This is a genomic window from Paraburkholderia sp. 35.1 (assembly GCF_050436525.1).
Lineage (GTDB): Bacteria > Pseudomonadota > Gammaproteobacteria > Burkholderiales > Burkholderiaceae > Paraburkholderia > Paraburkholderia tuberum.
The window spans coordinates 2,153,612-2,166,698 of record NZ_JBNDMJ010000003.1 but is presented as its reverse complement, the minus strand read 5'-3'; the positions used below and the strand labels follow the sequence as shown (position 1 = coordinate 2,166,698).

General features: G+C 65.7%; 10 protein-coding genes. 8 read left to right on the top strand and 2 right to left on the bottom strand.

Going from position 1 to position 13,087, the window contains the following annotated elements; translation table 11 throughout:
• The first annotated feature begins 497 nt into the window (after positions 1-497).
• The 8 genes from OKW27_RS30110 to OKW27_RS30075 all read left to right on the top strand — a co-directional run bounded on the left by OKW27_RS30110 (position 498) and on the right by OKW27_RS30075 (position 10,808).
• The gene (locus OKW27_RS30110) at positions 498-1,523 is read left to right on the top strand and encodes a bile acid:sodium symporter family protein (protein ID WP_429335642.1); all 1,026 of its coding nucleotides are present in this window, start codon (positions 498-500) and stop codon (positions 1,521-1,523) included.
• A gap of 369 nt (positions 1,524-1,892) precedes the next feature.
• Positions 1,893-2,879: a LacI family DNA-binding transcriptional regulator gene (locus tag OKW27_RS30105; protein ID WP_429335641.1), complete on the top strand. Its 987-nt coding sequence runs from the start codon at positions 1,893-1,895 to the stop codon at positions 2,877-2,879.
• A complete protein-coding gene (locus OKW27_RS30100; protein WP_429335640.1) occupies positions 2,876-4,177 on the top strand; it encodes an AGE family epimerase/isomerase in 1,302 nt (433 codons plus the stop codon). Before OKW27_RS30105 ends, OKW27_RS30100 begins: the two co-directional genes overlap by 4 nt.
• Positions 4,174-5,082 (top strand): carbohydrate kinase family protein, encoded by a 909-nt coding sequence (locus tag OKW27_RS30095; RefSeq protein ID WP_429335639.1) that lies wholly within the window; start codon positions 4,174-4,176, stop codon positions 5,080-5,082. Before OKW27_RS30100 ends, OKW27_RS30095 begins: the two co-directional genes overlap by 4 nt.
• Positions 5,083-5,235: 153 nt before the next feature.
• Positions 5,236-5,466, top strand: coding sequence for a hypothetical protein (locus tag OKW27_RS30090; protein ID WP_018419210.1), 231 nt, complete (start codon positions 5,236-5,238; stop codon positions 5,464-5,466).
• Between the two features lie 76 nt (positions 5,467-5,542).
• On the top strand, positions 5,543-5,788 hold the full coding sequence (locus OKW27_RS30085; RefSeq protein WP_184051250.1) for a hypothetical protein: 246 nt from the start codon (positions 5,543-5,545) through the stop codon (positions 5,786-5,788).
• A gap of 226 nt (positions 5,789-6,014) precedes the next feature.
• Complete coding sequence (locus tag OKW27_RS30080) at positions 6,015-6,977, top strand: ion channel (protein WP_090802736.1); 963 nt, start codon at positions 6,015-6,017, stop codon at positions 6,975-6,977.
• Between the two features lie 243 nt (positions 6,978-7,220).
• Complete coding sequence (locus OKW27_RS30075) at positions 7,221-10,808, top strand: indolepyruvate ferredoxin oxidoreductase family protein (RefSeq protein ID WP_429335638.1); 3,588 nt, start codon at positions 7,221-7,223, stop codon at positions 10,806-10,808.
• 17 nt (positions 10,809-10,825) lie between these two features.
• Here the strand turns inward: OKW27_RS30075 and OKW27_RS30070 are convergent, their stop codons facing one another.
• Both OKW27_RS30070 and OKW27_RS30065 read right to left on the bottom strand, forming a co-directional pair.
• Positions 10,826-11,542 carry a copper homeostasis protein CutC gene (locus OKW27_RS30070; protein ID WP_429335637.1) on the bottom strand — a complete coding sequence of 239 codons (717 nt, stop codon included), beginning with the start codon at positions 11,540-11,542 and terminating at the stop codon, positions 10,826-10,828.
• 35 nt (positions 11,543-11,577) lie between these two features.
• Entirely contained in the window at positions 11,578-12,864 is a 1,287-nt protein-coding gene (locus tag OKW27_RS30065) for an EAL domain-containing protein (protein ID WP_090802732.1), read from the bottom strand.
• Positions 12,865-13,087 lie beyond the last annotated feature (223 nt).

The window sequence follows — 13,087 nt, the reverse complement described above, 5'->3', positions numbered from 1 at the left end:
CTGTTGCGGGAGGAGAAAAGCGCCGCGTTCCTGTCGCGGCGCAGGGCATCCCTGCGGCCTTTGAACGAGTAATTTATGGTCGGGGGCAGAGGGTGTCGAGCCAAAAAGTGTTAGGTCTCGTCGGTGGATGTAACACCCTGTTACTGCGGTGTTTTTCCGCGCCGGAGGCCTCGTGCGGACGCGCCTCGGCGGCTGCTGGCCGGCGTTTTCGCCTAGCCCGCGCGGGCGCCGTTTGTTGCAAATAAACGCCGCTTGCAACGTCAATGGTTAAACGGTTTGTCGCGAGAAAGCACCTCGCCAATACTGAAACCTGGCGCGTCGCACGAATGGGCTCGGCCTGATTGGGGAGTCAATGCGCAAACTTCATTAATCGATTCGGCAAATGAATTTGCGTTTTCAATCGGCTTTCGACAACAATAGCCGCTTTCCATTGGCATGGACCACGCCTGACAGACCCGTCCAATGCTTACACCGCGTCATTGAATCGAGATTGCGACATGGCCCGCCCGAAATTCCTGCCCGATAACTTCACCCTGTGCCTCGTCGGCACCGTGATCCTCGCCAGCTTCCTGCCCGTTCATGGACAGGCCGCCGTGGGGTTCAACTGGGTGACGAACATCGCGGTCGGCCTGCTGTTCTTCCTGCACGGCGCCAAGCTGTCACGCGAGGCGATCATTGCGGGCGCGACGCACTGGCGCCTTCACCTCGTGGTGCTGCTGAGCACGTTCGCGCTGTTTCCGCTGCTCGGCCTCGCGCTTAAACCGGTCCTTTCGCCGCTGGTCACGCCGTCGCTCTACGCCGGCGTCCTCTTCCTCTGCACGCTGCCGTCGACGGTCCAGTCGTCGATCGCGTTCACGTCCATTGCCAAAGGCAACGTGCCGGCCGCGGTATGCAGCGCGTCCGCCTCGAGCCTGCTCGGCATCTTCGTCACTCCAGCACTCGTCAGCGTCATCGTGGCGAATCAGGCCGCGAGCGGCGGTGCGTCGCCGTGGCATACGATCGGCAACATCGTGCTGCAACTGCTCGTGCCGTTCGTTGCCGGCCAACTGCTGCGCCCGCTGATCGGCAAGTGGATCGAGAAGAATCGCGGCGTGCTGAAGTTCGTCGACCAGGGCTCGATCCTGCTCGTCGTCTACGGCGCGTTCAGCGAGGCCGTCACCGAAGGCCTGTGGCACACGATTCCGCTGTCCGCGCTCGGCGGCCTCGTCGTGGTAAACGCCGTGCTGCTCGCGCTCGCGCTGGCCGCGACGATCTTCGCGAGCAAGCGGCTCGGCTTCAGCCGCGCGGACCAGATCACGATCATCTTCTGCGGCTCGAAGAAGAGCCTCGCCGCCGGCGTGCCGATGGCCAAGGTGATCTTCGCGTCGCATGCGGTCGGCGCCGTGGTGCTGCCGCTGATGCTGTTCCACCAGATCCAGTTGATGGTCTGCGCCGCGCTCGCGCAACGCTGGGGCGCGCGCGACCTCAGCGGCGAGAGCAATGCCGCGGCGCGGCGACCCACCGCCGCCGTCGCGCGCCGTTGAAAACACACGCAATGCAAACAGGACATTCATAAGCGCCCTCCCTGAGCGTCGTTTTGATCGTGTGAAGCAAGCCGCCTTCGGGCGGCTTTTCTTTTTGGCTCTTCACTGGCCCTTGTCGTTATTTCACGCGCAAACGCTCTCGCTGTCGCCTCGGCCGGATGGCATAGGACGATTCTCGAACCGTCGAAAACGGCGGCCCGCCTACTGTTTAGGCATTTTTACTAAACAACTTAATTTCCAACAAGTCCATAAAATACGGGTATTTACTGGTGTCATGCTGGTGTTTTGCGAGCGGCTTTAGCTGCGTTTTACTATACAATCGCCCGACCTGAACCCGTGCTGCCTCGCCTCGCGCGGCAGCTTCATTCGATGGCCACAACCATCCGCGACGTCGCCCGCGCCGCCAGCGTTTCGATCGGCACCGTGTCGCGCGCGCTCAAGAATCAGCCGGGCCTTTCCGAGGCCACGCGCGAACGCGTCGTCGAAGCGGCGCGCCAGCTCGGCTACGACTCGGCGCAGCTGCGTCCGCGCATCCGCCGGCTAACTTTCCTGCTGCATCGTCAGCACAACAACTTCGCCGCGAGCCCGTTCTTCTCGCACGTGCTGCACGGTGTCGAAGACGCGTGCCGCGAGCGCGGCATCGTGCCGTCGGTGCTGACTGCCGGGCCGACCGAGGACGTAATTCACCAGATGCGCCTGCACGCGCCCGACGCCGTCGCGATCGCCGGCTTCGTCGAGCCCGAAACGCTCGCCACGCTGGTCGCGATGCAACGCCCGCTGGTGCTGATCGATCTATGGTCGCCGGGCTTGCGCTCGGTCAATCTCGACAACGCCGGCGGCGCCACGCTCGCAATGCGCCATCTGTTCGCGCAGCAGCGCAAGCGCGTCGCGTTCATCGGCGGCTCGCTCGCGCACTTCAGCATCGCCGAGCGCGCGCTCGGCTACCGGCGCGCGTTCTTCGAAGCGGGGCTGCTGTTCGATCCGTCGCTCGAAGTGAACATCGACGCCGGGCTCGATCCCGACACCGGCGCCGCGCGCGCGATGCAGCGCCTGCTCGACGCGCCGGGCCCGCGCCCCGACGCCGTATTCGCGTTCAACGACGCCGCCGCGCTTGCCGCGCTGCGCGTGTGTCTCGCGCGCGGCTTCAGCGTGCCCGACGACATCGCGATCATCGGTTTCGACGACATCCCCGCCGCCGCCCACGCTACCCCGCCGCTATCGACGATCGCGGTCGACAAGGAAGCGCTCGGCCGACGCGGCGTCGAACTGCTGCTCGAAGACTCGCCCCCCGAACTCGAAGTCCGCTTGCCCGTTCAACTCGTTGCCCGTGCCAGTACTTTGGTGAAAACGCCATGACGCTAACCGATCCGCTTCAACTTTCCAGCGACGCCGCGAAAGCGCCGCCGTTCGCCAGCTTCCGCAAGCGCGAGTTTCTGCTCGCGCACATCGAAGACACGCTGCGCTTCTATGCGCCGAACGTGCTCGACCCGAGCGGCGGCTTCTACCACTTCTTGCGCGACGACGGTTCGATCTACAACCGCACCACGCGCCACCTGGTCAGCAGTTGCCGCTACGTGTTCAACTACGCGATGGCGTACCGGCAGTTCGGCGACCCGAAGCACCTCGAATACACGCGCCACGGCCTGCGCTTTCTGCGCGACGCGCACTGGGACTCGCAGCACGAGGGCTACGACTGGGAAATCGAATGGCGCGACGGCAAACAGCGCACCCTCGACGCGACGCGCCACTGCTACGGCCTCGCGTTCGTGCTGCTCGCGTACTCGCACGCGGCGATGGCCGGCATCGAGGAAGCGAAGCCGATGATCGGCGCGACCTTCGAGCTGATGGAGCACCGCTTCTGGGACGCCGCCGCCGGCCTCTATGCCGACGACGCGTCGGCCGACTGGCGTGTCAGCACGTATCGCGGGCAGAACGCGAACATGCATACCACCGAGGCGCTGCTCGCCGCGCACGAAGCGACCGGTCATCTGGTGTATCTCGATCGCGCCGAGCGCGTGGCCTCGAATATCACGCTGCGCCAGGCGAAGCTGTCGCAAGGGCTCGTGTGGGAGCACTTTCACGCGGACTGGTCGGTCGACTGGCACTACAACGAAGAGGACAGCTCGAACATCTTCCGTCCGTGGGGCTTCCAGCCCGGTCATCAGACCGAATGGGCGAAGCTGCTGCTGATTCTCGAACGCTTCCGTCCGCTGCCGTGGCTGCTGCCGCGCGCGATCGAACTGTTCGACGCCGCGATGACGCACGCGTGGGACGAAGACCACGGCGGCCTCTACTACGGCTTCGGCCCCGACGGCACCGTGTGCGATCACGACAAGTACTTCTGGGTGCAGGCCGAAACGTTCGCGACCGCCGCGCTGCTCGGCAAGCGCACCGGCAACGAGCGCTTCTGGGACTGGTACGACGAGATCTGGCGCTATGGCTGGACGCACTTCGTGGACCACAAGTACGGCGCCTGGTATCGCATCCTCACCTGCGACAACCGCAAGTACAGCGACGAAAAGAGCCCGGCCGGCAAGACCGACTATCACACGATGGGCGCGTGCTACGAAGTGCTCGCCCACGCGCTCGGCGAAAACGCTGCGGCTGAATCAGCCGCTCCCGCCGCAGCGGCTTCCGCGGAGAAAGCACAATGAGCGCGGCGACCAACCTCCCCGTTTTCGTATCCGCCGGCGACATCCTGACCGATCTCGTGCGCACCGGCGCATCGCACTGGCTGTCGCGTCCGGGCGGCGCGGGCTGGAACGCCGCGCGCTGCGTCGCGCGGCTCGGCCTGCCGACCGCGTGCGCGGGCTCGCTCGGCGTCGATAACTTTTCCGACGAGCTGTGGGACGCGAGCGTCGCGGCCGGCCTCGACATGCGCTTCCTGCAGCGCGTCGAGCGCCCGCCGCTGCTCGCGATCGTGCATCAGACGCATCCGCCCGCGTACTTCTTCATGGGCGAGAACAGCGCCGACCTCGCGTTCGAGCCGGCGAAGCTGCCCGCCGGTTGGATGAACGGGGTGAAGTGGGCGCACTTCGGCTGCATCAGCCTCGTGCGTCAGCCGCTCGGCGACACACTGGCGAAACTCGCCGCCGAGTTGCGTTCGCACGGCGTGAAGATCAGCTTCGATCCGAACTATCGCAACCAGATGGAGCACGGCTACGAGCCGACGCTGCGCAAGATGGCGGCGCTCGCGGATCTGATCAAGGTATCGGACGAAGACCTGCGCATGATCTTCAAGACCAGCGACGAAGCCGCCGCGCTCGCGCAATTGCGCGCGATGAATCCCGCCGCCACCGTGCTCGTCACGCGCGGCCCCGAAGCGGCGATGCTGCTAAACGGCGCCGCGGTGATCGAGGCGAAGCCGCCGCGCGTCGAAGTGGTCGATACGGTCGGCGCGGGCGATGCGTCGATCGGCGGTCTGCTGTTCAGCCTGATGAGCGCGCCGCAACGCGGGTGGCCCGAGCATCTCGCGTTCGCGCTCGCGGCCGGCGCGGCGGCTTGCGGCCACGCCGGTGCGCACGCGCCGACGCTCGACGAGGTGGTCGCGCTGCTATAACACGCGGCGCTGTAATTCTGCTGCCTTGGGGCGCGCGTAGCGTAACGGATGTCGAGCACGTCGCGCGGCGCGAAGCTGCCCCGGGCGGGAACCGATCCCGCCACGCCGTGCTAGGATGAAAACATCGAAACCTTTGCGAAAAGGAGCGAGGCCATGGAGGACGTCACCTACACCAAAGGGCTCTACACGGCCACCGCGTCGATAAGAGAAGTCGCACATGACGCCTGGCAAGGTGTCGTCACCCTTGCGCGCGACGAAGGCGAACCCAGCGCCGATCAGGAAACCACGCTCTACGAAGTCGACTCGACGTCGTCGACGCCGGGAGAAGCGCTCGAAGAAGCCAAAGCGCTCGCACATCGTATCCTCGGGGAAATCGAACTGTAGGCCGAACCAGGGGCAGCGCGTCGCGCGTCCTCGCGCATCGGCGCGCCGCTGCCGGATCGGCCGGCTGGAGGCGATCATGGCTGAACAGCTGTTCCAATACGGCGTGTATTCGATTCACGTTCGTCCGCTCGAACTCAGTGGCGCGCGCTGGGACGCGGAATACGAAATCCGTCATCGCGAGAAGGCCGTCAAGGCGTGGACCACGGTCGGCGGCGACGCGGGTTATGCCGAGCAGGCCGAAGCGGTGGAAAGTGCGCATCGGCAGGCCGTCGACGATATCGAGCATGGCGCGGGAATTCCGAAGCCGCACGTGTTTCCGTGACGGCGGGTGGGTGGGTGTGGTGCGCGGCTGCGCCCGACCCGCTCGCCGCGCGTGATGCGACCTGACCCAGCCTGAATTCCGGGACGCGCCCGAAAGCATTTCAACGACGGCATGGCGCAACCTCGCACCCTGGCGATACATCGCGCCGCGCCGCCTTCGCACCGCGCGGGAACTCGCGCAGCGCGCCATGCTACGCTGTCCACGTCTTCATTCCCACGAGCGCGTGATGGCAAGCGAACCGTCAGACCGTTTTTCCACGCTCGGCGACACCGACGCGAGGCGCCGCGCGCGCGGCAGTCGCGAAATGCGTCTCGACGATCGCGTGGTGATCGCGCACGGCATGCCGACGCCGCTGTGGCAAGACCTGTATCACCGCGCGCTCGGCGTGCGCTGGCCGGGGTTCTTCGTGTCGCTCGCGCTGCTGTTCCTGCTGCTCAACATCGTGTTCGCCATGCTCTACATGCTCGGCGACGCTCCGATCGCGAATCAGTTTCCGAAGGGCTTCGCCGGCGCGTTCTTCTTTAGCGTCGAAACCCTCGCGACGGTCGGCTACGGCGACATGCATCCGCAAACCGTCTACGCGCACTGGATCGCGACGCTCGAAATCTTCATCGGCATGTCGAGCATCGCGTTGGCGACCGGGCTGATCTTCGCGCGCTTTTCGCGGCCGCACGCGAAGATCATGTTCGCGCGCTACGCGGTGATCCGGCCGATCGACGGCCGCATGACGTTGATGGTGCGTTCGGCCAACGCGCGTCAGAACGTGATCGCCGAGGCACGCGCGCGGCTGCGCATCATGCGCCTGGAGACCTCGATCGAAGGCTTTACGCTGCGCAAGCTCTACGACCTCGCGCTGGTGCGCGACCAGCACCCGGTCTTCAAGCTCGGCTGGACGCTGATGCACATCATCGACGAAGCGAGCCCGCTGTTCGGCGAAAACGCCGAATCGTTGAAAGGCCGCGACGTTTCGCTGCTGCTCACGCTCGAAGGCATCGACGAATCGACGTCGCAAACCATGCAGGCGCGCCACATGTGGACCTGCGACCAGATCGTCTGGCAGCACCGGTTCGTCGACATCATGAGTGAGCGCGACGGCGTGAGCCACATCGACTACGCGCACTTCGACGAAATCGTGCCGCTCGATGCGGCACCGCTCCAACCGGACATCGCGGCGAACACGGCGCAATAGCAACAGCCATCGTCCCATTCGCCGCCTCACGATACCCCAGGGCATACCCGAAGCGCGCCGCCGCGTGGCAAATCCGGCTCAAAAGCGGGCCGAAACGCGCGACTCGTCGCGCCCATTCGCGCACGCCCGATTAAAGAAGAAATAATTCACTCTCTCGAGCGCTAAAAAATAGAGTCTCTTTCGCTGCGCGGCATGCGTGACCCCACCGCCCGCGCGCGAAGCCAGAACCTTGGAGACTCCCCCATGACCGCTCGCCTGCCCATCGACGGCACGCCCGCACTCGCCGACTACAAGCTTTCCGACAATCTCACCGCGACGCGCGGCCGGATCTTTCTGACCGGCACGCAGGCGCTCGTGCGCCTCGCGCTGATGCAGCGCGCGCTCGACAAGACCCGCAACCTGAACACGGCCGGCTTCATCAGCGGCTATCGCGGCTCGCCGCTCGGCATGGTCGATCAGCAGTTGTGGAAGGCGAAAAAACTGCTCGCCGCGAGCGACATCCGCTTTCTGCCCGCGATCAACGAAGAACTCGGCGGCACCGCCGTGCTCGGCACGCAGCGCGTCGAAGCCGATCCCGAGCGCACCGTCGATGGCGTATTCGCGATGTGGTACGGCAAAGGCCCGGGCGTCGACCGCGCGGGCGATGCCTTGAAGCACGGCAACGCGTACGGCTCGTCGCCGCACGGCGGCGTGCTGGTGGTCGCGGGCGACGATCACGGCTGCGTGTCGTCGTCGATGCCGCATCAGAGCGACTTCGCGTTGATCGGCTGGCACATGCCGGTCGTGAATCCGTCGAACATCGCGGACATGCTCGAATTCGGCCTGTATGGCTGGGCGTTGTCGCGCTTCTCCGGTGCGTGGGTCGGCTACAAGGCCATTTCGGAGACCGTCGAATCGGGCTCGACCGTCGATCTCGACGCGCTGCAAACCGAATGGACACCGCCACCGGAATTCGAAGCACCAGCCGGCGGTCTGCACAACCGCTGGCCCGATCTGCCGAGCCTGACGATCGAAGCGCGTCTGCACGCGAAGCTCGACGCGGTGCGCCATTTTGCGCGCATGAACAGCATCGACAAATGGATCGCGCCGAGCCCGCACGCCAATGTCGGCATCGTCACCTGCGGCAAGGCGCATCTCGATCTGATGGAAGCGCTGCGCCGGCTCGATCTGACGGTCGCCGATCTCGACGCGGCCGGCGTGCGCATCTACAAGGTCGGGCTGTCGTTTCCGCTGGAGATGACGCGCATCGACGCGTTCGTGTCGGGTCTGTCCGAAGTGCTCGTGATCGAAGAGAAAGGCCCGGTCATCGAGCAACAGATCAAGGACTATCTGTACAACCGCACACAAGGCACACGGCCGGTCGTGGTCGGCAAGCACGCCGAAGATGGCACGTTGCTGCTGTCGTCGCTCGGCGAATTGCGGCCGTCGCGCATTCTCCCGGTGTTCGCGAACTGGCTCGCGAAGCACAAGCCGGCGCTCGATCGCCGTGAACGCGTCGTCGATCTGGTCGCGCCGCAGATCCTGTCGAATGCGGCGGACAGCGTGAAGCGCACGCCGTACTTCTGCTCCGGCTGCCCGCACAACACGTCGACGAAAGTGCCGGACGGCTCGATCGCGCAGGCAGGCATCGGCTGTCATTTCATGGCGTCGTGGATGGAGCGCGACACGACCGGGCTGATTCAGATGGGCGGCGAAGGCGTCGACTGGGCCGCGCATTCGATGTTCACGAAAACCCGCCACGTATTCCAGAATCTCGGCGACGGCACCTACTTTCACTCCGGCATTCTCGCGATCCGCCAGGCGGTCGCCGCGAACGCGACGATCACCTACAAGATCCTCTATAACGACGCGGTCGCGATGACGGGCGGCCAGCCGGTCGACGGCAGCATCTCGGTGCCGCAGATCGCGCGACAGGTCGAAGCCGAGGGCGTGTCGCGCTTCGTCGTGGTCAGCGACGAGCCGGAGAAATACGACGGCCATCACGGCCAGTTTCCGCAGGGCACGACGTTTCACCATCGCAGCGAGATGGACGCGGTGCAGCGCCAGTTGCGCGACACCGACGGCGTGACCGTGCTGATCTACGACCAGACCTGTGCGGCCGAAAAACGCCGGCGCCGCAAGAAGGGCGAATTCCCCGACCCGAACAAACGGCTCTTCATCAACGAGGAAGTCTGCGAAGGCTGCGGCGATTGCGGCGTGCAGTCGAACTGTTTGTCGGTGGAACCGGTGGAAACCGCGCTCGGTCGCAAGCGCCGCATCGATCAGTCGTCGTGCAACAAGGACTACTCGTGCGTGAACGGCTTTTGCCCGAGCTTCGTCACCATCGAAGGCGGTACGCTGAAAAAAGCCGCGGGCGACGCGTTCGATCCGCAGGCGCTCGCCACGCACGTCGACGCGTTGCCGATTCCCGCGACGCAACTCGATGCCGCGCCGTACGACATCCTCATCACGGGCGTCGGCGGCACCGGCGTCGTGACGGTCGGCGCCTTGATCAGCATGGCCGCGCACCTCGAAGGCAAGAGCGCGTCGGTGCTCGACTTCATGGGCTTCGCGCAGAAGGGCGGCGCGGTGCTGTCGTTCGTGCGCTTTGCCGCCCGCGACGAATGGCTGAACCAGGTTCGCATCGACACGCAGCAGGCCGACGTGCTGCTCGCCTGTGACATGGTGGTCGGCGCGAGTGCCGATGCACTGCAGACGGTGCGACATGGCCGCACGCGCATCGTCGTCAACACGCATGCGATTCCGAACGCGAGCTTCGTGCAGAACCCGGATGCGACGCTGCATGCCGACGCGCTGATCGACAAGATGCGTCACGCGGCCGGGGAAGAGCGTATGTCGACGTGCGACGCGCAAGCGCTCGCAACGCGTTTTCTCGGCGATACGATCGGCGCGAACATTCTGATGCTCGGTTTCGCGTGGCAACTCGGTCTCGTGCCGGTGTCGTTCGCCGCGATGATGCGCGCGATCGAACTGAACAACGTCGCCGTGCAGATGAACCAGCTCGCGTTCTCGATCGGGCGCATGGCCGCGGCTGATCCCGCCGCGCTCGAATCGCTGTGGCAGTCGCGTCATGCACCGAAGCCGAGCGTGCGGGTCGATACGCTCGACGAGCTGATCGCCCATCGCGAAGCACGGCTGCTCGCGTATGGCGGCGCGGCTTATGTGAAGCGATATCGCTCGCTCGTCGATGCGGCACGGCGCGCGGAAACCGCCGTCGATGCGGCGAGCGAGCGCGTGACGCGAGCGGTCGCGAGCACGTTCTATCGGCTGCTCGCGGTAAAGGATGAATACGAAGTTGCGCGTCTGCATACGGATACCGCGTTCCGCGATGCGCTCGAAGCGCAGTTCGAGGGCGTCGCCGGCAAGGACTTCACGATCCGCTTCAACCTCGCGCCGCCGACGCTCACGCGTGCGCAGCCCGGCGCCGTGCCGACGAAGAAAACCTATGGTCAGTGGATGTGGCCCGTGCTCGGCCTGCTCGCGAAATGGCGCGGTCTGCGTGGCTCTGCGCTCGATCCGTTCGGCCGCACGCTCGAGCGCAAGATGGAGCGCGAGCTCGCGAGCGATTACGAAGCCACGCTGCACTGTGCGCTAGCGAAACTCGACGCGGGCCATCTCGACGACGTCGCGAAACTCGCTGAGCTGCATGCGCGCGTGCGCGGGTATGGGCACGTGAAGCTGGCGAATCTGGCGGGGGTCAAGCGTGGTGAGCGTGACCTCGCCGCGCGCCTCGGCATCGATGCGGCGACGGGTGTCGCGGTGAAGAAGTCGCTCGAGGAGATGAAGGGCGCCGGGCAGTTGCGCGGCATTCCGGTGGTGGTCGCGAAGTAAGTGGTTCGTTGCGCTGCTCACCGTTGCATTGCGTCGAGCAGCGCCCTCACCTGCATCACCTTCGCCGGATCGACTGGCGCGAGTCCGTTACCGTTCACGCGCACGCCGGAGCCGAAATGCACGGCCTCGACGTGCGTTTTGCTCACGAACTCCGCGACCGCATCGACCGTCAAGCCGGCACCGGCGAGCACCGTGCAATGCGAGCCGGCAGCCTGCCGCAGCAATTCGCCGATCGTCGCTTGCGCCCGCAGCGCCGACGGCTGTCCGCCCGACGTCAGCACATTCGTCACCGCCTCGAAACCGAGCAATACGTCGAGCGCTTCGCGCAGATCGCGCGCCTCGTCGAACGCGCGATGAAACGTGATCGCGAGTCCATCGGCAGCTTCGCACGCGCGCGCGAGACCTTCGCGGTCGATCGCCCGCTCGGCATCGAGCATGCCGATCACGATGCCGTTCGCGCCGGCCGCCTTGACGGCCCGGATGTCGCGCAGCATCACCGCGTAGTCGTCGGCGTCGTAGACGAACGCGCGGCTATGCGGCCGCACGATCACGTTCACGGGTACGCCGGCTGCCCGGACGCTGACCGCTGAAACCACCGCCTCGATCAACCCCACACTCGGCGTCAATCCGCCCTCGCCCATCGCGGTCACGAGTTCGAGACGGTCGGCACCAGCCTGCGCGGCAGCGCGCGCATCGGCGACGGTCGTGGCAATCACTTCGAGCAGCACGGACATGAGCGCAACCTGGTGTCGTTGAAAACGACATCATGTCAGATGCGCGCGTCGCGTTCGTCTTCGACCCAGTCGATATCGCCGCACAGCACGCAGGTCTCGCTGCCGACGCGCGTTGCCACCGACAGCGTCACGCACGGCAACGCCTCGTTGATCGACAGGTACGGCCGCGTCACGTGTACCCGCTCCGGCGCATTGATCGCGACGCTGAAGTACGGACGACGCAGCCAGTTCGCGCCCTGCGCGTCGGCGAGCGGCAGAAAGCGCGTTTCGTGCGCCGCGCGATCGGCGCGCAGCACGACGTTGCGGCCGGCCTGGCGCCCCTTCGCGTCGAGCAGAAAACAGCGCGCCACGTGATCGAGCGCGAGGAAATTCCAGCACACCTCGTCGAGCGGCTCACCGGCGGCGAGACGCTCCGCGGCGCGCTCGAACGCGCGCAGATACGGTGCGAGCCGACTCGCGCTGCGCCGCTCGCGTGCCTCGGCCTGCTCACGATAACGCTCGGTGACTTCGCCGATGCAAACCGCCGCGTGGATCGGATCGGCAACACCCGGATTCGGCCGGCCAAAGAAAAAGCCCTGCACGAAGTCGGCATTGCAGGCGAGCGCCATCTGCGCTTCGTGCTCGGTTTCGATGCCCTCGATCAGCACGAGCTTGCCCGCTTCATGCAGCATCGCCACGAGCCCCGGCAGGATCGTCGCCATGTCGGCGCGATGCGCGGCATGCGACAGCATGACGCGGTCGAGCTTCACGATGTCGGGATTCAGTTGCCAGATCCGCTCGATGTTCGAATGGCCGGCGCCGAAATCATCGAGCGCGATCAGGAAGCCGCGCTCGCGAAACTCGCGCACCGCGTCGGCGAGTCGATCGAGATCTTCGGCGCTCTGCTCGAGCACTTCGAGCACGACGCGCCGCGGCGACAGATCGAGCCGCCGCAGATTGGCGAGCAAAGCGGCCGCGAGATACGGGTCGGTCAGCACGCCCGGGTGCACGTTCAGGAACAACCATTCGCGCTCGGCGCCGAGCACCTTGAAGTTCTCCAGATGCAGCGTCTGCGCCAGCCGGTCGATCTGCAGCGCGTCGCCGAGGCGCGCGGCCTCGCCGAACACATCGAGCGGCGACACCGCGCGATCGAGCGCGTCGTGCGCGCGCAGCAAGCCCTCATAGCCGACCGCGCGCAGGTGCGACAGACTGAAAATCGGCTGGAACACGCTGGTAAGCGTCAGTTCGCCGTGCTGCACCGAATAGCGTTGAAGGCCCGAGCTCACCTCGACCTCGAAGCCGTGCGGCACGCTCGCCGCCCTGTCCTGTTGCGCAATCGTCATGCAATCCTCTCACGCGAGAGCCGGCCGGTCCGAACGCGACCGGCAACGAGCTCTCAAAATGTGCGTCATCGTTACCGGTTAAGCAAGGTCCATGCGCACGCTGGCGCACACTGCGCTGTAACTCGGCCGAAACATTGCACCGGCGACAGCGCTCGTGCGCCGCCCGTGGGCGTCGCGCGCACCGTTGCGGTGCACCGATCCGCAGGCCGCGTCGCGGCGAAGC